The following is a 21,194-nucleotide window of genomic DNA, read 5'->3' on the forward strand; positions in this document are numbered from 1 at the left end:
ACGGGAAAGTCCTAGCCCGCGCCCACGGGACACCGCCTAGACTCCACGACGTGACCGACCAGACCAGCATCCCCTCCCCCGACTCCCCCCTGACCGGCGACCATCCGGGCTTCGCCGAGGCCCGCGCGGCCGCCGACACCATCGCCCGGGCGACGGGCGTGGCGGAGCACCGCGTCGCCGTCGTCCTCGGCTCCGGCTGGGGCGAGGCCGCCGGCCTGATCGGCGACGAGGTCGCCGCCGTGCCGCTGGCCGAGGTGCCCGGCTTCCACGCCCCGAAGGTGCCCGGCCACAACGCGGTGATCCGCTCGGTCCGACTGCCGGACGGCACGCACGCCCTCGTCTTCGGCTCGCGCACGCACTTCTACGAGTCCCGCGACGCCCAGGCCGTGGCGCACACCGTCCGCACCGCCGCCGCCGCCGGGGCACGCACCGTGGTGCTGACCAACGGCTGCGGCGGCCTGGACCCGGAGATCGCCCCGGGCACCCCCGTCCTGATCGCGGACCACATCAACCTCACCGGCGCCACCCCGCTCGCCGGCGCCACGTTCGTGGACCTGACCGACCTCTACTCCCCGCGGCTGCGCGCGATCGCCCGTGAGGTGGACCCGTCCCTGCGCGAGGGCGTGTACGTCCAGTTCGCCGGCCCGCAGTACGAGACCCCCGCCGAGGTGCGGATGGCGCGCACCCTCGGCGGCGACCTCGTCGGCATGTCCACGGCACTGGACGCGATCGCGGCCCGTCACGCCGGGCTGGAGGTGTTCGGCATCTCGCTGGTGACCAACCTCGGCGCCGGCATCTCGGAGACGCCACTGTCCCACGCCGAGGTCGTCGAGGCCGGCCAGGCCGCCGGCCCGCGCATCGCGCGCCTGCTCGCGGACATCGTGGGGCGGCTCTGATGCCCGCGCATCCCCCGCACGACGACGTCGCCGCGCTCCCGGAGGACGTCCTCGCCCGGGCTGAGCGGTGGGCGGCGGAGGACCCCGATCCCGCGCACCGGGACACCCTGCGCGCCGAGCTCGACGCGGCCGCCGGCGTCGGCCCGGAGGCCGCGGCCGCCCGGGCGGTGCTCGCCGCCCGCTTCGCCGGGCCGCTCGTCTTCGGCACCGCCGGCCTGCGCGCCGAGGAGGGCCCGGGCGAGTCCCGCATGAACCGGCTCGTGGTGCGCCGCACCGCGGCGGGTCTGGCCGCCCACCTGTGGGACGGCGTCGGACGGGACGCGGCCCCGCCGCTGGCCGTCGTCGGGTACGACGCGCGACGCGGCTCGGCCGCCTTCGCCGCGGACACGGCCGCCGTCCTGACGGCCGCGGGCGTGCAGACCGTCCTGTTGCCGGACCCGCTGCCGACGCCGGTGCTCGCCTTCGCGGTGCGCCATCTCAGCGCGGACGCGGGCGTGATGGTCACGGCCAGCCACAACCCGCCCGCGGACAACGGCTACAAGGTCTACCTCGGCGGGCGGCTCACGGACGAGGCGGGCCGGGGGGCGCAGATCGTCTCCCCCGCGGACGCGGAGATCGCCGCCCGCATCGACCACGCGGCGTGGGCCGCGGACATCCCGCTCGCCGACGACGGCTGGACCGTGGCCGGGCCGGACCTGCTGGAGGCCTACCGCGCGGCGGCCCTCGGCGTGCTCGACGACGGCCGGCACGGCCACCGCGACCTGCGCGTGGTCTACACGCCCCTGCACGGCGTGGGCGGCGCCGTGGTCCCGGGCCTGCTCGAGGACGCCGGCTTCGGCCCCGTCCACGTGGTGGCCGAGCAGGCCGCCCCGGACCCGGCCTTCCCCACGGTCGCGTTCCCCAACCCGGAGGAGCCGGGGGCGATGGACCTCGCCCTCGCCCTGGCCGCCGAGGTGGACGCGGACCTGGTGATCGCCAACGACCCCGACGCCGACCGCCTGGCCCTGGCCGCGCCCGTCACCGACGCGCACGGCGTCCGCACGTGGCGGATGCTCTCGGGCGACGCCGTCGGGACGCTGCTGGGCGCGCACGCGATGCCGGCCCTGCACGCGGCCGGCCGCAGCGCCGCGAACTCCGTGGTCTCCTCCCCGCAGCTGGCCGCCCTGGCGGAGGCGAAGGGGGTGAGGCACCACGTCACGCTGACCGGCTTCAAGTGGATCTCCCGCGCCCCGGACCTCGGCTTCGGCTACGAGGAGGCCCTCGGCTACTGCGTGGACCCGGACATGGTGCGGGACAAGGACGGCATCACGGCCGCCCTCATGGCCGCGGAGCTGGCCGCCGCCCTCACGGCGCAGGGACGCGGCCTGACGGACGCCCTGGCCGACGTCGATGCGGTCACCGGCGCCATGCCCAGCGCCCAGGTCTCGGTCCGCGTGGCGGACCTGTCCCTGATCGCCCGCACCATGACCGCCCTGCGTCAGCAGGGGCCGGCCACGCTCGCGGGCGAGCCGGTCACCGTGCGCCGGGACCTGGCCGCCGGCGGGGACGGGCTGCCGCCCACGGACGCGCTGCTGTTCGCCACCGACTCCGGCACCCGCGTGCTCGTGCGTCCCTCCGGCACCGAGCCGAAGCTCAAGTGCTACCTCGGCACCCGGGACGCCGACCCGGCCGCGGCCGCCGAGCGGCTCGAGGCGCTGCGCGCCGAGGTGACGGCCCTCGTGGGCGGCTGAGCCTCGGTAGGCTGGCGGACATGACCGTCTCCCTCACCACCGCCGAGCTGGCGAAGTACATCGACGCGACCGCCCTGAAGGCCGACACCTCGGAGGCGGACGTGCGCCGCCTCGTGGCCGAGTCCCGCGAGGCCGGGGTCAAGAGCGTCTGCATCAACCCCGTGTGGGTGCCGCTGGTGGCCGCCGAGCTCGCGGGCTCGGACGTGCTGACCTGCACCGTGATCGGCTTCCCCCTCGGCGCCAACGCCTCGGAGGTCAAGGCCTTCGAGGCCCGGCAGGCGATCGACGCCGGCGCGGACGAGGTGGACATGGTCCTCGACGTCGCCGCGGCCCGCGCCGGGGACCGCGACCGGCTCGTCGCGGACGTCCGCGCCGTGGCCGAGGCCGCGCACGCGGACGGCCCCGCAGGCGACGGCGGGGCGCTGCTCAAGGTGATCGTGGAGACCGCCCTGCTGGACGACGACGCGATCGTCCTGGCCTGCGAGGCCGCGGTCGAGGCCGGGGCGGACTTCGTGAAGACCTCCACGGGCTTCTCCACCGCGGGCGCCACCGTCGAGCACGTCGCGCTGATGCGCCGCACCGTGGGCGAGCGCATCGGCGTGAAGGCCTCCGGCGGGGTGCGCACCCGCGCGGACGCCCTGGCGATGATCGAGGCCGGCGCCACCCGGATCGGGGCCAGCTCCGCGCTTGCTATCCTGGGATCCGACTGACTCGCATCACTTCGGCCGGGCGTCCGCCCCGGCCGGGACCGCACCGAAGGAGCATCACGTGATCCGCAACGGCAAGGCCATCGACCACTCCAACGTGGGCGGCGTCTGGGGTTCCCTGATCGCCTTCATCGTCGCCTTCGGCGCGTTCCTCGGCTGCCTCTACGCCATGGGCTTCTGGTCGCTCGAGTCGGTCTGGATCCCCGGCCTGATCGCGCTGGCCCTGGCCACCGTGGCCTTCATGATCCCCAAGGCGTTCCTGGGCCGCAGCGACACCGTGGACACCACCGCCATCCACACCCGCCCCGCCGTCGACCACGCCGCCACCGGTGCCCACGCCGTCGAGACCGGCGCCGCGCACCGCTGAGCCAGCCCGGAGCCGAGGATCGCTGACACCGGTCGTCCGGCCGCCGCGCGCCGAAGGGCGTCCACCCGCAACACGGGGGTGGACGCCCTTCGGCTTGTCTCCATCGCGGCGGTGGTGCTGGGTCACGCATACCTGACGGACCTCACCTTCAGCCGGTACCTGGAGATCTGGCGGATGCCGCTGTTCTTCTTCCTCACCGGCTACTTCTGGACGCGCGGCCGCCCCTGGGCCACGGACGTGCGGGGCCGCTTCCGGAGCCTGATGGTGCCGTACCTGGTGTGGGCGGCGCTCATGTCCGTGGCCGCGTTCGCGTGGTTCGCCGACGACCCCGACCTCCTGCGGCGCCTGATGCTCACCGGCTGGTACGGGGGCGCGGACCAGGAGCCCCCGTGGTGGGCGTTCTGGTTCATCTCCGTCCTGTTCTTCACCACGGTGCTGCGCCGATTCCTCGAGCGCTTCCCGTCCGCCGTCGCCTGGGCGGTGGGCCTGGCCGGGCTGGCGTGGGCCCACCTCGTGCCGGACTCCGCGATCGCCCGCACGCCACTGGGCGTCGGGCTGGCCCTGCCGTGCCTGCTGTTCGTCCTCAGCGGCGAGATGTTCCGCCGCCGCGTCCAGCCGCACGTGCGGCGCCATCGGACGCTCATCGGCGTCGGCCTGGTGCTGCTCGGGCTGGTCGCGGTCCGGCTGGGCCTGGAGCCGCCCAACATCAAGTTCGGCGGCTTCGGCACGCCGGTGCTCACCCCCGTCGTGGGCGTCCTGACGTCCGCGGGGATGGTGCTCGTGTTCGGTTCCACGGTGGAGGGACTGCTGCGCTCCTTCGCCCGACGCACCGGGACCGGTCAGGCCCTGCGCCTCGCCATCACCGCCCTGGTCCGGACGGGCACGGTGGTGGTGCTGCTGCACGGCTGGGTGCTGATGTGGGTCACGCGCCACGGCGTGGAGAACAACGCCGCCAAGTTCGCCCTCGCGCTCGCCCTCAGCTGGCTGGCAGGCCTCGCCCTGCTCGCCACCCCCCTGTCCAAGCCGTTCACGGGGGCGCGCCGCCGCTGGCACCCGGTGCACCGCCTGCGACGCATGGAGCCCCCGCACCCCGTCACGTCCGCGCTGCCGCGCGTCACGACCGCCTCGGAGAGGACACACCCATGAGCAGGGATCATCGCCCCCCGATCCGCAACCCGTTCCTGCCGCCGACGCCGGAGGAGCCCGAGGTGCCGGCCCACGACGGCGGCCACCCGGCGGGTGACGGCGGTGACGCCGGCGCCCCGGCGGCCTCCACGGCGCGGGAGGATCGCCTCGCCGAGTTCCGGCTCGGCCCGGCGTTCCTCCCCCACCCGGCCGACCCCGCCGCGCCGCGGCAGCATGCGGCGCCGGCCGAGCGCGCGGTGGCTCCCGCGACCGCCGCGGCCGCTGAGCCGGCCTCGCCCGCCTCACCGGCCGACCGTGTCCCCGGCCCCCTGCCGAGCGCCCGCGTCCTCGTCGTGTGCACGGGCAACATCTGCCGCTCCGCCTACGTGGAGTACGCGCTGCAGGCGCAGCTCAACGCCCTGCTCGGCGACCGGGGCCGCGCGGTGGTCACGAGCGCGGGCACGGAACCGAACCAGGCGCTGACCGTCCCCGGCCCGCTGCTCGACCTCGCGCCGAGCCGCCGCGTCCGCGCCGCGTTGACGCAGCATCGACCGCAGCAGCTGACCGGGCGTTCGCTGGCGGACCAGGACCTCGTCCTGACCGCGACGGACGACCACCTGGACGAGGTGCTGCGCGAGGACCCCGCGGCAGTGCGCCGGACCTTCACGATCCTCGGCATGGGCACCCTCCTGCGCGACCACGGCGAGGAGCTCGCCGCGTCGGTCCCTCCGGGCGCGGGCGTCACCGCGCTCGTCACGGCGCTGGCGGAGCTGCGCTCCCGCCTGATCGCCCAGGGGGAGCGACCGGACGCGGATCTGCCGGACCCGTTCCGCGGCCCCGCCGAGGGCTACGCCGCGATGGCGCAGACCGCGCAGCCGATCGTCGAGCTGCTGGCGTGGGAGATCGCCCGGGCCCTCGACGGGGACCTCGTGGAGGAGGAGCCGACGGGCGCCTGACCGGCCGGCGTCAGAGATCGGGGACGGCGTGCCCACCGGAGGACGGGGCGTGCTGCCCCCGGCGCGCCGCGGCCAGCACCCGACGACGGCGCCGCTCGAGCACCTCGCTCTCGAGCGGGGCGTCCCGCTCGTCGAGCCAGAGGGTCACGCCGGCGGCGACGACGAGCATGCTCGGGATCGTGATGAACACCTCGCCCAGCTGCGTCGCGGAGACGAACACGACGACGGCCGCCGCCTCCACCGCCGCGCGCGAGGGGGTGCGCAGCCGGGCGCTGAACAGGCGCAGCCCGAAGACTGCGTAGGCGCCGAGGACGGCGAGGAGGAGCACGACACCGCCCTCGGTGTAGAGGCCCGCGTAGGAGTTGTGGTAGTGCCACGTGGCACCGCCGAAGTCCACGTACGCCGTGGTGAGGCCCCGGCCGTACCACGGCGTCTCCGCGACGCGCACGGCCGTCTCGGCCTGGATGTTCGAGCGCAGCCAGTCCGTGCCGGTGCGGTCCGCGAAGACGGCGATGCGGGCCAGGTTCTCCTCGGCGAACGCGACCGCCCAGGCGAGGACCGCCAGCAGGACCAGGCGCAGACCCGCCCCCATCCGCGGCGTCAGCCAGAGCCACAGGACGGCGCAGGCGAAGCCCGCCATGGAGGTGCGGGAGCCCGTGAGGACGACGCACACCGCTGCCGCGACGAGCAGGATCAGCTTCCACCGCCGCGTCCGCACGAGGGCGAGCGCCAGGACCGGCATGGCCGCGTAGTAGAGGCCCGCCACGTTCTTGTCCGCGAGGACACCGGTCAGGAAGCTGCCGTAGGGCGCGGGCACGAGGCCGGCATAGAAGAGGGGCACGTTCAGGGCCATGGCGGCGCCGAGCCCGACGGCCAGCGAGCGCAGGCTGAGCCGGCCGCCGGCGATGCAGCCGACGAGCCCGACGAGGGCCGCCATCCGCACCCACCGGCGCAGCCACTCCAGGTCCGGGATGCCCTGGGACACGGAGACGATCGCGAGGAACAGCAGCACGGCGGCGGCGAGCACGGCGGTCAAACCGAGGGCGGAGACATCGCGGCGGGACCGTCGGCACAGCGCCAGGGCCAGCAGCAGGAGCATGCCCGCCTCGTTCAGCGGGAGCGCCACGGGGCCGAGGGGAACGCCGAACGCCTCCATGGCCAGCAGGGCGCCGAGCAGCAGTTCGGGGATGCGCAGGGGCTCGCGGGGGACGACGGCGTCCTGGTCGGCCGACCACACGGACGTGCCGCGGGCGGCGGCGCGGGCGTGCTTCTCCCGCTCCGCCTGCAGGGCCACGTAGCGAGGATCGGAGGATCGCGACCCCCGCGCGTCGTACCCCACCGTCATGACCGCTCCTCCGTCGTCATCCCGGGGCACGTCTCCGCCCCACGCCCAGCGTAGACGAGTGCGAAGGAATGGGCTGTCCCCCTTGTTAGAGTGAGCTGAGCCGATGCCCTCCGATCCTGGGACACCATGAACATCATCGATTTCCTCCGTGTGCTGCGCGCGAACCGCCTGGTGATCCTGGGATGCGCCGCGCTGGGCCTGGCGATGGGCCTTGTCTACTCGCTGCTGCAGCCCACGCTGTACACCGCCACCTCGTCCGCGTTCGTCACGGTGGAGGGGGAGGCGAGCATCTCCGGCACGGAGACCGCCCAGACCCGCGCCCAGTCCTACATCCCGCTGATCAACAGCCGCACGGTCCGCGAGCGGATCGCGTCCGAGGGCTTGGACACCGCCGGCGCGACCATGAGCGCCGCCCTGGTGCCGAACTCGAACCTCATCACGGTGTCCGCCGTGGCCCCCGATGCGCAGCAGGCCGCCGCGCTGGCCAACGGGGCGCTCGTGGCGACCGCCGACGTGGCGAACGAGCTCGATCCGACGTCCAACGTCAAGGTCACGGCCATGGAGGACGCCCTCGCGCCGGCCACGCCCTCGAGCCCGGACCGCGTCCGCCACCTGCTGTACGGCCTGGGCGCAGGCCTCGTCCTCGGCCTGATCGTCGCGCTCCTGCGGCGGCTGCTGGACGTCAACGTGCGGACGACGACGGACGCCCAGGTGGCGGGCGGGGCGGGCCTGCTCGGCGCCATCCCCCTGGACCCCAGCATGAAGGCGGAACGCACGGCGCCGATGGCGCCCCTCTCCCCCCGCGCGTCGGAGGCGGTGCGTCAGCTGCGGACCAACCTGCGGTTCGCTGCGGTGGACGATCCGCCCCGCACCATCGCGTTCACCAGCTCCAACCCCGGCGAGGGCAAGTCGACGGTGATCGGCAACCTGGCCCTGACCGTGGCGGCCGCCGGCCAGCCGGTGATCCTCATCGACGCCGATCTGCGGCGCCCCCGTCAGGCCCTGCAGTTCGGCGTCGACGGCCGTGTGGGCCTGTCCGAGGTCCTCAACGGGGACGTCGCCCTCCAGGACGTGCTGATCCCCGTGGGCGAGGACGGGTTGCTCCTCCTGCCTGCCGGCCGCACTCCCCCGAACCCGTCCGAACAGCTCGGCTCCGAGCGGATGAGGGACCTGCTCACCGCCCTCGCCGAGACGCACATGGTGCTCGTGGACGCCCCGCCCGTGCTGCCCGTCACGGACTCCACCCTGCTCGCCACGGCGGTGGACGGCACCGTCCTGGTGATCCGCCACGGCAAGACCCGCAAGGAGCACCTCGAGGTGGCCCGGGACATGCTCGCGGGCGTCAACGCCCGGGTGCTCGGCGTCGTGCTCAACGGCACCCCGGCCTCCGGCGTGGGCTCGGACTACTACGGCGGGGGCTACGGCGCGGACGGCGGCAGCTACGACGCCTACTACCAGGCGCCCCGGGACGCCGCCGAGGCCGCGGCCGGGACCGCGGGCGACACGTCACGACGCTGACCGCGCCCGGCCGCAGGGCCAGGTCGTCGCAATGACGACGCGGGCACGGGGATGCAGAAGGGCCCCGCCTCTGAGGAGGCGGGGCCCTTCACGGTGGTGCTCAGACGATCAGCAGCGCGCCGTGGGCGGGGTGGTCTCGAAGCAGTTGCTGAACTCGACGACGCCGTCGTTGCAGAGATCGGCACCCTCGGGAGCGCCCTTCGGCAGGGCCAGCTGCAGCTTGCCCTCGACGCAGCCGGACTCGTTGGCCGAGTTGCCGGTGTTGTTCACCACGTAGTAGTAGGTCTTGGACTGGCCCGACTGCAGGAGCAGCGCGGGGTCCATGGCGGCCAGTCGCTTGCCTCCCCTGCACGGGTTGGCGGTGTAGAGACGCGCCTCGCCGTTTCGGGTGGTATGACCGCCGAACACCACGGTCACCGTGCCCGGGTCGACGTACACGGGGGTGGGCGACGTGTTGGTGATGGTGATGGTGAAGCCGTAGGCCTGCTTGATGCCATCGGGGTGGCCACCGCCCGGGAACTTCTCGGCGGTTCCCGTGGTCACGGCGGCGCAGCCGGTCGGGGAGGCGGCGGCGAACGGGGCGGCGGCGACGGCGGCGACGGCCGGGACCGACCACGCGATGCCGGCGGTCACCTTGCGACGGGAGAGGGTGGAGGTGTTCTTCTGCATGGCTTCACTCGTTTCGAGTCGAGGTGTGGCTTTCGCGCCCGAACGGGGTCACGCGAGTGGACGGAGCACCGCGGGATACTCGGTGAGCATCGGCTGTGGAGCTCTCCAGCTGAGTGTAGATGGGCCGCACAGCTCATTGCCAGCATCCCTGTGCGTCCGTGTGGATGAGGGGCCCTCCTTTCGGTCGGCTAAGCTCGCGGCCATGGGGGAACGTGCGACGGGACAGCGACCGGCCGCCCCGCCGTCCCTGGACCTCGAGATCCGCGTCCGCCTCGCCCACGCCCGCATCGCGCACCTGCTGGGCCGGGCCGACATCCGCGCCCTGCACCTCAAGGGCTACGCCACCGAGCCCGGCGTCTACCCCGATCACCGCCGCAGTTCGGACGTGGACCTGCTGGTCCATCCCACCGATGCCGCCGCCGTCATCGCACTCCTGGACTCCCACGGCTGGGAACCGGTCGCCACCTTCTCGGAGGGATCGATCTTCCAGCACGCGGCCACGCTCTGGCATGACCAGCTGGGGTATGTGGACGTGCATCGGCTCTTCCCCGGACTCGGCCCGTCCCCCGAGGCGGCCTTCGACACCCTGTGGAGCGAGCACACCCACCTCGTGATCGCCGGCCGGCCCGTTCCGGTGCCGAGCCCGTGCCACCAGCGGCTCGTCGTCATCGTCCACGCGGCCCGCGATCCGTATCGCGGCGCGCACGACGTCCGGCACATCCGGGAATCCCTGCCCGCCGAAAGCTGGGCAGCCCTGCGCGAGGAAGCCCACCGGCTGGACGCGGGCGCGGCCTGGCACGTCGCCACGGGCGAGGCCGCCGACGGCGTCGACTCCAGGCAGCTGACCCTCTTCGCGGCGCTGCACGAGAGCCAGAGCGGTCTGGAGCTGTTCCGCACCCGGTGGCAGTCGGCCGCCACGGCGCGGGAGCGGGCCGTCCTCGTGGCCCGCACGATCCCGGTGAACCGCCCCCATCTGCAGATGCGCCTGGGCCGGCCTGTCACCCGCGCGGACCTGTGGCGCGAGCAGCGCGCCCGGCTCGGCGCACTCGCCGGCTGGGCCTGGAGGAAGGCGGTGCGCCGTGACCGTTGAGACCACCGAGGGCTGGGCCCTGGCCCCCGACATCGCGTGGGCCCGCACCGCCGGCGGCCAGGCCGTCGTCATGACGCTCGAGGCCGGTCAGCCGCTGCTGTTGAGCGCCTCGGGCGACGTGATCTGGGACGTCCTCGTGGGCGGCCGCACGCCGGAGGACGACCTGGTCGCGGATCCGCCGGCGCCGCTGTCGACGACGGAGGTCACGGTCCAGGTGGCGAAGGCGTTCGGCCTCTACCCCGCCGACGTCGCAGCCGACGTCCACGCCTTCCTCGAGATGCTCGAGGCGCACGGCGTCCTCGTCCGCGTGCGGACGGCCTGACCCGGCTCAGCTCTCCGGCGCGAAGATCGCGTCGACCACCTGCTGCGCCCACTCGAGCAGCGGGACGTCCACGAGATCCTGACCCATGACCGGCTTGGTCTTGGGCCGCGGGATGAGGACGCCGTTCAGGGCCGGCTTGACCTGGGCGCCCTTGTACATGCGGGTCAGGCGCATCTGACGGGACTCCGGCAGGTCCGCGGCGGGGCCGAACTTCACGTTCTGGCCCAGCAGCATCACCTCGGTGACGCCCGCGGCCCGCGCCCGGTTGCGGAACCGGGCGACGGCGACGAGCGCCTCCACCGGCTCCGGCAGCGGGCCGTAGCGGTCCTTGAGCTCCTCCACCACGGCGTCCACGGCGGCGTCGTCCGCGGCCTGGGCGAGGTTGCGGTACATCTCCAGGCGCAGCCGCTCCCCCGGCACGTAGTCGTGCGGCAGATGGGCGTTGACCGGCAGCTCCACCTTCACCTCGGCGGGCGCGGTGTCCTCCTCGCCCTTGAAGTCGGCCACGGCCTCGCCCACCATCCGCAGGTAGAGGTCGAAGCCCACGCCGGCGATGTGGCCGGACTGCTCCCCGCCCAGCAGGTTGCCGGCGCCGCGGATCTCGAGGTCCTTCATGGCCAGCTGCATGCCCGCGCCGAGCTCGTTGTGGGTGGCCACGGCCTTGAGGCGTTCGAGGGCCACCTCGCCGAGGGGCTTCTGCGGGTCGTACAGGAAGTACGCGTACGCCCGCTCGCGGCCACGGCCCACGCGGCCGCGCAGCTGGTGCAGCTGCGAGAGGCCGTAGCGGTGGGCGTCCTCCACGATCAGGGTGTTGGCGTTGGCGATGTCCAGGCCGGTCTCGATGATCGTGGTGGACACGAGCACGTCGAGCTTCCGCTCCCAGAAGTCCACCATGATCTGCTCGAGCCGGGCCTCGCTCATCTTGCCGTGGGCGACGGCGATCCGCGCCTCCGGCACCAGCTCGGCGATGCGCTTGGCCACCTTGTCGATGGTGGTGACGCGGTTGTGCACGTAGAACACCTGGCCCTCGCGCATCAGCTCGCGGCGGATGGCCGCGGTGACCTGCTGGTCCGAGTACGGGCCCACCGAGGTGAGCACGGGGTGGCGCTCCTCCGGGGCGGTGGCCAGCGTGGAGGTCTCACGGATGCCGGTGAGGGACATCTCGAGGGTGCGCGGGATGGGCGTGGCGGACATGGCGAGCACGTCCACGTTGGTGCGCATCTTCTTCAGCGCCTCCTTGTGCTCGACGCCGAAGCGCTGCTCCTCGTCCACGACCACCAGGCCCAGGTCCTTGAACTGCACCTGGTCGGAGAGCAGCCGGTGGGTGCCGATCACCACGTCCACCTCGCCGTGCGCGAGCCCCTCGATGACCTCCTTGGACTCCTTGGCGGTCTGGAACCGGGAGAGCGCGGCCACCTTCACGGGGAAGCCGGCGAACCGGTCGGAGAACGTCTGGTGGTGCTGGCGGGTGAGCAGCGTCGTGGGGACGAGGACGGCCACCTGCTTGCCGTCCTGCACCGCCTTGAACGCGGCGCGCACGGCCACCTCGGTCTTGCCGAAGCCGACGTCGCCGGAGACGAGCCGGTCCATGGGCACGGCCGCCTCCATGTCCTTCTTGACGTCCTCGATGGTGGTCAGCTGGTCCGGCGTCTCGATGAACGGGAACGCCCCCTCCAGCTCGCCCTGCCACGGGGTGTCCGGGGCGAACGCGTGGCCGCGCGAGGCCATGCGGGCCGAGTACAGACGGATGAGCTCGCCGGCGATCTCGCGGGTGGCGCGCTTGGCCTTGGACTTGGTCTGCGCCCAGTCCGAGCCGCCCATCTTGGACAGCGACGGCGTCTCCCCGCCCACGTAGGTGGAGATCAGGTCGAGCTGGTCGGTGGGCACGAACAGCCGGTCGCCCGGGGCGCCGCGCTTCGAGGGCGCGTACTCGAGCACGAGGTACTCGCGGTAGGACTCCTCGGCGCCGGGGGCGGTGCGCGGGCCGCCGGTGACCTTGCGGCGCTGCAGCTCCACGAAGCGGGCGATGCCGTGCTGGGAGTGCACCACGTGGTCACCGGGCTGCAGGGTCAGCGGGTCGACGGCGTTGCGCCGCTTCCGGGCCAGCCGCGCCCCGGGGGCGCGCGTGCCCGCGGTGCGGTGCCGGCCGAAGAGGTCGTGCTCCGTGATCAGGGCGATCTGCGCGTCCGGGATCGTGAAGCCGGAGCCGACGGGCGCCGTCGCGATGGAGACCCGCCCCGGGGCGAGGTCCGCGGGCAGGGGCCCGTCCACCACGGCGGCGGTGAGGCCGGCCTCCGTGGTGAGCTCGGCGAGACGGCGGGCGGAGCCGGGGCCGTCGGTGAGGACCACGGCATGCCACCCCTCCGCGAGCCGGACGCGGGTGTGCGCGACCATGGCCTCGATGTCGCCGGAGAAGGTCTGCGGGACGCCGAGGGTGGCGCGCAGGGTGGCGGCGTCGGGCAGCAGCTCATCGTCCGAGACCAGCGCGGTGACGGACCAGAACCCCTGGTCCTGCTCGAGCGCGGCCGCGCGGAGTTCGGCCACCGTGAGGAAGCCGCCCGCGGCGGACTGGTCCGCCCCGGCCACGTCCACCGGGGCGACCGCGCCCTGCGCGGCACCGGCCCACGCGGCCTGGAGGAACTCCTCGTTGGTGGCCAGCAGGTCGTCGGCGCGGCCGCGCAGGCGCTCGGGCTCCACGAGGACGGTCAGCGACCCGGCGGGCAGCATGCGCGGCAGCGACGTCATGGCCTCGGCCAGCAGCGGGGAGAGGGACTCCATGCCCTCCACGGCCACGCCCTCCGCGATCCGGTCCAGCATGTCCGCGGCGGCCGGCATGGCCGGGATCAGCTCCTTCGCGCGCCGGCGCACGTGGTCCGTGATCAGCAGTTCGCGGCACGGGGGCGCGTACAGCTCGGACGGGTGGCCCGAGCCGTCCTCCGTGGTGTCCTCGAGGGAGCGCTGGTCCGCCACGGAGAACCAGCGCATCTGCTCCACCTCGTCGCCGAAGAACTCGATGCGCACGGGGTAGTCCTCGGTGGGCGGGAACACGTCGATCAGCCCGCCGCGCACGGCGAACTCGCCGCGTCGGCTGACCATGTCCACGCGCGAGTAGGCGGCGTCCACGAGCGCGGCCACCACGCCGTCGAAGTCCCGTTCCTCCCCCGTCCGCAGGGTCACGGGGCTCAGCTCGCCGAGCCCGGCCACGAGGGGCTGCAGCACGGCGCGCACCGGGGCGACGACGATGCGCAGCGGGCCCTCCGCGTGCTCCTCGGGGTGGGCGAGGCGGCGCAGCACGGCCAGGCGCGCGCCCACGGTGTCCGAGCGCGGGGACAGTCGCTCGTGGGGCAGCGTCTCCCAGGACGGAAACAGCGCGGCGGCACCGGCGGGGGCCCAGGCGGCCAGGTCGGTCACGAGGTCCTCGGCCTCGCGGGTGGTCGCGGTGACCACGAGGACGGCGGCGCGCTCGCCGTGGCCCTCGGCCAGCGCCTCGGCCAGGACGGTCAATAGGGGCGCGCGGGCTCCGTCGGGCAGGCCGATCTCCAGTTCGACGCCCCGGGACTCGAGCGGCCGGGCGGCGGAGGCGGCGGCCGCCTCGAGCGCGCGTTCGGCGCGCAGGCGCGGCAGCAGCGGGGCGAGGACGGGGGTGGTCTCGGGGGCGCTCATGCGCGGACCTCCGGGGTGGCGGTGGAGCCGTCCGTGGCGGCGGGCAGTTCGGTGGTCATGATCTCCCGGATCTCTTCGAGGAAGGCGAGGACGTCGTCGGCGCCGCCCACCGGGCCGCCGGCGGTGAGCCGGTCCGTGCCGAGCAGCACCGCGGTGGGGAACGAGTGCAGGCCGAGGGCCTGCGAGGCGGCGCCGGCCGGGTCGGCGAGCACGAGCGACGCGTCGACGGCGCCGCTGTGGATCGCCCCCTCGGCGCCGGGGGCGTGCTGGGGCATGAGGACCCGCAGCCGGACCGGCCCGAGCGCGTCCTTGAACTCGTCCAGCCGCTCGATCACCCGCGCGCAGGAGCCGCATCCGGTGGACAGGCGCAGAGCCACCACGGCCCCGTCCGTGACCAGCCGGTGCAGACCGGTGTACTCGCCGTCCGCGACCACGACGGCGTCCGGGAACGGGTGGCGTTCGGGTTCGGCACCGTCGGCCGGGTCGACGGCGGCCTCAGCCTCGGGCGTCGCCGGGGCGGCGTCGGGCGCGGCCGGGACGGACTCGCGCCCGGCCAGGAACGCGGCGGTCGCGAGCAGCACGGACACGAGCAGAGCCCACGCCCACGCCCCGGCGCCGAAGGCGGTGAGCGGCTGCCAGGCCAGGCCCGCGCCGTGCACCGCCAGCGAGACGATCCCCTCGGCCAGGGCCAGGACGGCGAGCACCAGGAAGACGACGTTGCGGACCACGGTGGTGCGGGAGATCGGGGCGGCCGAGGCCTCGCCGAAGCAGCCGCACGAGACGCCGTCGTCCTGGGCCCGGACCACGAGCGCGAGGAAGGCGGCGAAGAGGGCCACGGCCACCAGGCCGACGACGGGACGCAGCAGGGTGAAGGGCTGCAGGAGGGCGACGGCGAGCAGCAGCTCGAGCCAGGGGAACGCGCGCGCCAGGGCGGGGGCCGCGAACGGGCGGGGCACCCTGAGTCGGGTGAACGTGGCCTGCACGTCCTCGCCGGAACGGAGCTTCGCCGTCCCGCTCAGGAGCATGATGAGGGCCACGGCCCAGAGTGCCGACATGGCGGACACACCTTCCAGGGGGTTCACGAGGGGTCGCGCGGCCGGTCCCGGCGCCGTGCACGGGACCCGGGTCGCGGAGGCCAGCATATAAGGTGAGGGATGGACGCCCATCGCCGTCGGCGAACCGGTGCCGGCCTCTCACGGCCCGCCGGGCGCGGCCCGACTTGACCCCGAGGAGACACCGTGGCCTTTTCCGCTCAGCAGCCCATCCCGCACCCGCCGTCGGCCGTGGCAGCCGCCCTGGCGTCCGAGGACTTCCACCGTTCCGTGGTCGAGTCCTTCGGCGGCTCCCTGGTCTCGTTCTCCGTGGAGGGTTCCCCGGAGGGCCCGATGACCGTCACCGCCGTGCGCTCCCTGCCCGCGGACCGCATCCCGGACCGTGTCCCGGACATGGCCCGCAAGCTCATCGGCTCCGCCCTCCAGGTGGAGCAGGTGGAGCGGTGGGACGCGCCCGCCGCGGACGGCTCCCGCACCGGCACCACCACCATCACCGTGCCCTCCGCCAAGGCGACGGCGGACGGCTCCCTCCGCCTGACCGCCGCCGGTGAGGGCTCCCAGTTCTCCGTGGACGGCACCCTCGTCTGCCGGATCCCGCTGGTGGGCTCGAAGCTCGCGGCGAAGGCCGAGCCGATGGTCGGCAAGGTCGTCAATCGTCAGGCCCGGGCGCTGTCCTCGTGGCTCGAGCGTGACGGCGGAGCCGCGCGCAGTTGATCTCGTTCGCCCGTCGCCCGGCGCTGTCGAGCTCGGCTCCGCCTGCCCGGCGGGGGCGCCGGGCCCTTCCCTCGCCGGACGCCGTGCTCATCGTGTGCACCGGCAACGTGTGCCGCTCGGCCTATGCGAGCCGGGCCCTGCAGGGCCGGCTGGCGGTCCTGGCCCCCGGCCGGGTGGAGGTCGGCAGCGCCGGCTCCCAGCCGAACCAGGCACTGACGGTGCCGCCGCCGCTCGTGCGGCTCGGCGCCGAGGCCGGCGTCACCGGGCTGGAAGGCCACCGTCCCGCAGCGTTGCAACCGTTCATGGTGGCGGAGGCGGATCTCGTGTTGGCCGCGGCTCAGGAGCACATGCGCTTCGCACTCCAAGAAGTGCCGCAGGCCGTCGCGCGGGTGTTCACCGTGCTGGAGCTCGCGGCGCTGGTCCGCGCGATGGACCAGCGGGACGGGCGGGACTGGATCCCCGCCGGTCGCGGGGTGCGTGCGTTCGCGGCGGAGGCGGCCCGCCACCGGGCCCTCGCGCGGTCGACCGCCCAGCCCCTCGACGTCGTGGACCCGTTCCGCGGGCCGGTGGAGGGGTACGCGGAGATGATCCAGATCATGGATCCCGCCCTGGAGACCATCGCGGACGCTCTGGCCCGCGCCGTGACCCCGACCCCCTGAGCGTGGGGCTGCACCCCCGTCGAGGACGTCCGCCCGGGGCGGGAGGCTCAGTGGAACGCCTGCTGGGCGGGCGCGAGCCCGTCCGTGACGAGCTTCTCGACGGCGTCCGCCGCGCGGTCCACGTGCAGCGGCAGGACGTCCTGCTCGGGCTTCGTGAAGGGGCGCAGCACGAAGTCGGCCACGTCCATGCGGCCCGGAGGCCGGCCGATGCCGACGCGCACGCGGGCGTAGTCCTTGGTGCCGAGCGAGGCGGTGATGGACTTCAGGCCGTTGTGGCCGCCCTCTCCCCCGCCGCGCTTGAGGCGCAGGGTGTCGAACGGGATGTCCAGCTCGTCATGGACCACCACGAGGTCCTCGGGGCCGATCCCGTAGAAGGACGCCAGCGCGGAGACGGGGCGTCCGGAGACGTTCATGTAGCCGGTGGGCTTCGCGAGCACGACGCGCGGTCCCCCGATGCCGAGGCGACCCGTGGCCACCACGGCGCCGGCCCGGTGGCGGGTGAACCCGACCCCCATGCGGGAGGCGAGCTCATCCGCCACCATCTGGCCGACGTTGTGACGGGTGCGCTCGTACTCGGGCCCGGGATTGCCGAGCCCGACGATGAGCGTGGTCCCCGTCGTCATGGCGTGATCAGTCCTCGGAGCCCTCGGACTCGCCCTCGGCGGACTCGGCGGCCTGCTCCTCCTGCACGGACTCGTCGCCGAGGTCCTGCTCGACGACCTCCGAGACGGTGGCGATGACGATGTCGTCCTCGAGCTGCAGGGTGGTGCCGGCGGGGACCTGCACGTCCGGGGCGTACACGTGGTCGCCGGCCTCGCGGCCCTCGACGGAGATGGTGACGGCCTCGGGCAGGTCGGTGGCGTCGGCCTCGACCGGCACGGTGACGTAGTCCAGCACGTAGTCGTTGCCGGGGGCGACCTCGCCCTCGACATGCACGGTGACCTCGACGATGACCTTCTCGCCGCGGCGGACCTCGATGAGGTCCAGGTGCTCCACGGTGTCCTTGATGGCGTGGCGCTGGATGTCCTTGGGCAGGACCAGGTGCTCCTCGCCGGCCTCGTTCACGACGGTGAGCAGGGCGTTGGGGTTGCGGACGGCCAGGGTGGTCTCCTGGGCCGGCAGCAGCAGGTGCACGGGCTCCTGGCCGTGGCCGTAGACGACGGCGGGGATCAGGCCGGCGCGGCGGGCCTGGCGGGCGGCACCCTTGCCGAAGTCGGTGCGGCGGGTGACCTTGATCTTGAGCTGGTCAGACATGATGCGTCCTCCTGTGGGGGTCTCGGCCGCGCAGCCGGGGGCGGCGCGGGATGCGGCCAGGAGGGGGCTTCAGTGCCGCAGCGGGTCAGCATGCTGACGCGCGGCGGCGGCCTCGTCGATCACGGAGCGCGCGCTCCCTCGCCTGGGCAACCTGGACAGGATAGCACCGGCGCCGGCGGGCCGGCTCAGACGCCCGCGCGCCGGGACCGCTCCACGATGCGGTCCAGCTTGCGGCGGTGAGCCCGCTCACCCGCAGACGCGCCGTGGGATTCGTCGTCCTCCTGGGCGCTCAGCAGCAGGCCGCAGCCGAGCACGATGGCACCGAAGATCGTGATGAACACCTCACCGAGCTGAAGGGAGGTGACCAGGATGATGACCGCGGCGGCCTCGACGGCCACCCGCGACGGCGATCGGTGCGTCCGGGCGAAGGGCCGCAGGCACAGCCACAGGTAGGCGCCCACCACCACGATCAGGAACGGCCAGCCGCCCTCCACCAGCAGCCCCAGATAGGAGTTGTGGAAGAACATGGTCACGTTGTCCAGATCGACGACGGCGGTGGAGAGCCCCTGGCCGAAGAACGAGGTGTCGGCCACCTTCTCCGCGGACGCCTGCTGGATCTCGGCCCGGAACCAGTCCGTGCCGGTGCGGTCTCCGAAGATGCCGAGGTCGGCCAGGTTCTCCTCGGCCCAGCTGACGAACCAGCCCATGACGACCGCGAGTGCGATACGGAGGACCCGCCCCAGGTAGGGGCTCACGAGGATCCACACGACGGCGCAGAGCAGACCGGCCATCGAGGTCCGCGAGCCGGTGAGGAACGTCAGGGCGGAGCCGGCGCCCAGCACGAGGAGCTTGGGGCCCATGCGCTGCATGGTGGCCACGAGCAGCACGGGCAGGAGCGCGTAGAAGAGGCCGGAGACGTTCTTGTCCCCCAGGAACCCGGTGAGGTAGCCGCCGTAGGTGTCCGGGGCCAGGCCCGCGTAGAAGAGGGGCACGTTGATCAGTGCGCCGGCCGTCATCCCGTAGAGGACGCCCTTGATGTCGATCCTCTCGCTGGCGATGGCGTAGATCAGCAGGATCAGGAGCGTGATCCTCGTGGCGCGACGCGTGGGGTCGAGGTCGTTGTGCACGGTCACCGCGACGAGATACGCCACCAGGGCCAGTGCGACGAGGGCCAGCACGCCGTAGTGGGAGAGGTCCCGGCGGGGCTGCCGGAATGAGGCGAGGAGCAGCAGAAGGATGGCGGAGAACTCCGCGAACGGGATCGGCAGGCCGGGAGCGGTGAACGCATCCATCACCAGGCCGATGGCCAGCACGGCCTCGAACAGCCGCGGTGAGGCCGGCGTGACCAAGGGGTTCCACGGGGAGCGGGTCCACGCGGCCTGACCGTCCGGGACGAGGCCGAGTGAGGCGTGACGCCTGGCAGGCCGGGCCTCGGGTGGCGCGACGGCCCCCATGGCGCGGGCAGCCGTCCGGTCACGGGGCGTGCTCGGGCGCATGGTGCGGAACCTTTCGTGGACGCCGGGCGATACTCGGCTCAGCGTAGCGCGGTGGCGGGCGTCGTCCTCGGGGCCCTCAGAGCGCACGGTGGGTGTTGGTACCGTGGACCTGTGCGTTTCCTGGCCACAACGGCCCGCGCATCCCCGTCCATGACCCCCGAGGTGCTCCGTGACGATCGTCGACTTCTTCCGCCTTCTGCGCGCCAACCTCCTGCTGCTCCTGGCAGCAGCCCTCGTGGGGGGTCTGTTGGGTTGGGGCTACTCCGCACTGCAGCCCCGGATCTACGCATCCGAATCTCAGGGGTTCCTCGCCGCGCGGGCTGCAGATCAGAGCCTCATCACCAGCAACCTGCCCGCCGAGAGCCGGGCTCAGGCCTACGTCGCCCTGATCAACAGCGAGGCCGTGCGTGAACGCGTGGCCCAGGACACGGGGCAGGACGGCGACGGTTCGCTCTCCGCGGTGCTCGTCCCCGAGTCCAGCATGATCAAGGTGACCGCCACCTCGACGGATCCCGAGACCGCCGCGCAGCTCGCGAACAGTGCTCTGCAGGCGACGGCGGACGTGGCGGCGGACGTGGACAAGAACAGCCCGTTGGAGGTCGTGCCGCTGTCCGACGCCCGCGTGCCCTCTGCCCCCGTGAGCCCTGACACCCGGCGCAACGTCCTCTTGGGCGTCGTGGCCGGACTGGGTGCGGGACTCGCCATCGCCGTGCTCCGTCGTCTCCTGGACGTGAAGGTGCGCAGCCGCGCCGACGTGAAGGAGATCACCGGCGCCGGCGTGATCGGCGCCGTTCCAGAGAACGCGTCCCTGACTCGCACGGGCGAGGAGGCCGTGGACCTCGATCCCCGGGCCGGCGAGGCCATCCGGGCGCTGCGCACCAACCTCAAGTTCGTCTCCGTCGACGAGCCGCCCCGCGTCGTCTCGTTCACGAGCGCGGACCCCTCCGAGGGCAAGTCGACCGTCGCCTCGAATCTGGCCCGCGCCCTGGCCCTGGCAGGCGAACGGGTGCTCGTGGTGGACGCCGACCTGCGGCGCCCCCGGCAGCACGAGCTCTTCCAGGTGGCGGGCGACGTGGGCCTGTCCGAGGTGCTGGCCGGTGAGGTGCAGCCGGACGACGCCCTCGCGGCCACCGGAATCCCGAACCTCACGCTGCTCCCCGCCGGCCGGACGCCCCCGAACCCGTCGGAGCTGCTGGGCTCGAAGCGCATGCGGGCCCTGCTGAAGCTGGCGTCGGAGGACTTCTTCGTCATCGTCGACTCCCCTCCCCTGCTGCCCGTCACGGACGGCTCGCTCCTGGCCACGGCCGTGGACGGGACTGTGCTCGTGGTGCGTCAGGGGCGGACCCGCAAGGACCACCTGGAGGCGGCTGTGGAGAATCTCGCCGCGGTGGACGCGCATCTGCTGGGCGTCGTCATGAACGGCGTCGCACGCTCCCAGCGCGGCGGCGGCTACTCCTATGGCTACGGGTACGAGAGCACGTACCACAAGTCCTACGAGAAGTACCTCTCGAGCGTCGGTTCGTCCGCGAAGAAGGGGCGGCGTTCACGCCGCAAGGCCCGCACGCGCAGCTGATCGCCCCCACGCACGAAGCCCCCGCCGAAGCCGGCGGGGGCTTCGTCATGCGAGACGG

19 protein-coding genes are annotated in these 21,194 nt (G+C 73.7%); 12 read left to right on the plus strand and 7 right to left on the minus strand.

Annotated features, from left to right (window positions below; translation table 11 throughout):
- Positions 1–50: 50 nt before the first annotated feature.
- The 6 genes from SOY78_RS09815 to SOY78_RS09840 all read left to right on the plus strand — a co-directional run bounded on the left by SOY78_RS09815 (position 51) and on the right by SOY78_RS09840 (position 5,781).
- Positions 51–896 carry a purine-nucleoside phosphorylase gene (locus SOY78_RS09815; protein WP_002854392.1) on the plus strand — a complete coding sequence of 282 codons (846 nt, stop codon included), beginning with the start codon at positions 51–53 and terminating at the stop codon, positions 894–896.
- Positions 896–2,626, plus strand: a complete 1,731-nt coding sequence (locus SOY78_RS09820) for a phospho-sugar mutase (protein WP_324701496.1) — start codon at positions 896–898, stop codon at positions 2,624–2,626. Before SOY78_RS09815 ends, SOY78_RS09820 begins: the two co-directional genes overlap by 1 nt.
- Before the next feature lie 20 nt (positions 2,627–2,646).
- Complete coding sequence (deoC, locus tag SOY78_RS09825; protein ID WP_036340586.1) at positions 2,647–3,336, plus strand: deoxyribose-phosphate aldolase; 690 nt, start codon at positions 2,647–2,649, stop codon at positions 3,334–3,336.
- Between the two features lie 58 nt (positions 3,337–3,394).
- Positions 3,395–3,700, plus strand: coding sequence for a hypothetical protein (locus SOY78_RS09830; RefSeq protein ID WP_324701497.1), 306 nt, complete (start codon positions 3,395–3,397; stop codon positions 3,698–3,700).
- A gap of 114 nt (positions 3,701–3,814) precedes the next feature.
- The gene (locus tag SOY78_RS09835; RefSeq protein ID WP_324701498.1) at positions 3,815–4,846 is read left to right on the plus strand and encodes an acyltransferase; all 1,032 of its coding nucleotides are present in this window, start codon (positions 3,815–3,817) and stop codon (positions 4,844–4,846) included.
- Positions 4,843–5,781 (plus strand): low molecular weight phosphatase family protein, encoded by a 939-nt coding sequence (locus SOY78_RS09840; RefSeq protein WP_324701499.1) that lies wholly within the window; start codon positions 4,843–4,845, stop codon positions 5,779–5,781. Before SOY78_RS09835 ends, SOY78_RS09840 begins: the two co-directional genes overlap by 4 nt.
- 10 nt (positions 5,782–5,791) lie before the next feature.
- On the opposite strand, the gene SOY78_RS09845 is transcribed toward SOY78_RS09840, so the two are convergent.
- Positions 5,792–7,126 carry an O-antigen ligase family protein gene (locus tag SOY78_RS09845; protein WP_324701500.1) on the minus strand — a complete coding sequence of 445 codons (1,335 nt, stop codon included), beginning with the start codon at positions 7,124–7,126 and terminating at the stop codon, positions 5,792–5,794.
- A 126-nt stretch (positions 7,127–7,252) separates the two neighbouring features.
- Between SOY78_RS09845 and SOY78_RS09850 the strand changes: the two genes are divergently transcribed.
- Positions 7,253–8,644: a polysaccharide biosynthesis tyrosine autokinase gene (locus SOY78_RS09850; RefSeq protein WP_101965785.1), complete on the plus strand. Its 1,392-nt coding sequence runs from the start codon at positions 7,253–7,255 to the stop codon at positions 8,642–8,644.
- A 108-nt stretch (positions 8,645–8,752) separates the two neighbouring features.
- Here the strand turns inward: SOY78_RS09850 and SOY78_RS09855 are convergent, their stop codons facing one another.
- A complete protein-coding gene (locus SOY78_RS09855) occupies positions 8,753–9,313 on the minus strand; it encodes a hypothetical protein (protein WP_155933526.1) in 561 nt (186 codons plus the stop codon).
- A gap of 202 nt (positions 9,314–9,515) precedes the next feature.
- Between SOY78_RS09855 and SOY78_RS09860 the strand changes: the two genes are divergently transcribed.
- Positions 9,516–10,403: a nucleotidyltransferase family protein gene (locus tag SOY78_RS09860; protein ID WP_127435218.1), complete on the plus strand. Its 888-nt coding sequence runs from the start codon at positions 9,516–9,518 to the stop codon at positions 10,401–10,403.
- Positions 10,393–10,725, plus strand: a complete 333-nt coding sequence (locus SOY78_RS09865; protein WP_324701501.1) for a PqqD family protein — start codon at positions 10,393–10,395, stop codon at positions 10,723–10,725. Before SOY78_RS09860 ends, SOY78_RS09865 begins: the two co-directional genes overlap by 11 nt.
- A 6-nt stretch (positions 10,726–10,731) precedes the next feature.
- On the opposite strand, the gene mfd is transcribed toward SOY78_RS09865, so the two are convergent.
- Positions 10,732–14,388, minus strand: a complete 3,657-nt coding sequence (gene mfd / locus SOY78_RS09870; protein WP_324701502.1) for a transcription-repair coupling factor — start codon at positions 14,386–14,388, stop codon at positions 10,732–10,734.
- Positions 14,385–15,443, minus strand: a complete 1,059-nt coding sequence (locus tag SOY78_RS09875) for a MauE/DoxX family redox-associated membrane protein (RefSeq protein WP_324701503.1) — start codon at positions 15,441–15,443, stop codon at positions 14,385–14,387. The genes mfd and SOY78_RS09875 overlap by 4 nt, the downstream gene beginning before the upstream one ends.
- A 183-nt stretch (positions 15,444–15,626) precedes the next feature.
- Between SOY78_RS09875 and SOY78_RS09880 the strand changes: the two genes are divergently transcribed.
- Positions 15,627–16,154, plus strand: a complete 528-nt coding sequence (locus tag SOY78_RS09880; protein WP_036317366.1) for a DUF2505 domain-containing protein — start codon at positions 15,627–15,629, stop codon at positions 16,152–16,154.
- An 83-nt stretch (positions 16,155–16,237) separates the two neighbouring features.
- Positions 16,238–16,813: a low molecular weight phosphatase family protein gene (locus tag SOY78_RS09885; RefSeq protein WP_119217478.1), complete on the plus strand. Its 576-nt coding sequence runs from the start codon at positions 16,238–16,240 to the stop codon at positions 16,811–16,813.
- A gap of 47 nt (positions 16,814–16,860) precedes the next feature.
- Here the strand turns inward: SOY78_RS09885 and pth are convergent, their stop codons facing one another.
- From pth to SOY78_RS09900, 3 genes are all read right to left on the minus strand, one after another.
- Positions 16,861–17,436: an aminoacyl-tRNA hydrolase gene (gene pth, locus SOY78_RS09890; RefSeq protein WP_069941663.1), complete on the minus strand. Its 576-nt coding sequence runs from the start codon at positions 17,434–17,436 to the stop codon at positions 16,861–16,863.
- Between the two features lie 7 nt (positions 17,437–17,443).
- Positions 17,444–18,067 (minus strand): 50S ribosomal protein L25/general stress protein Ctc, encoded by a 624-nt coding sequence (locus tag SOY78_RS09895; RefSeq protein WP_248073946.1) that lies wholly within the window; start codon positions 18,065–18,067, stop codon positions 17,444–17,446.
- Between the two features lie 185 nt (positions 18,068–18,252).
- Positions 18,253–19,563: an O-antigen ligase family protein gene (locus SOY78_RS09900; RefSeq protein WP_324701504.1), complete on the minus strand. Its 1,311-nt coding sequence runs from the start codon at positions 19,561–19,563 to the stop codon at positions 18,253–18,255.
- A gap of 169 nt (positions 19,564–19,732) precedes the next feature.
- Here SOY78_RS09900 and SOY78_RS09905 point away from each other — a divergent pair, with 169 nt between their 5' ends.
- Complete coding sequence (locus tag SOY78_RS09905; RefSeq protein ID WP_159227992.1) at positions 19,733–21,136, plus strand: polysaccharide biosynthesis tyrosine autokinase; 1,404 nt, start codon at positions 19,733–19,735, stop codon at positions 21,134–21,136.
- Positions 21,137–21,194: the final 58 nt, after the last annotated feature.

This window comes from Micrococcus sp. HOU01 (assembly GCF_035609305.1).
GTDB classification, from domain to species: domain Bacteria; phylum Actinomycetota; class Actinomycetes; order Actinomycetales; family Micrococcaceae; genus Micrococcus; species Micrococcus luteus.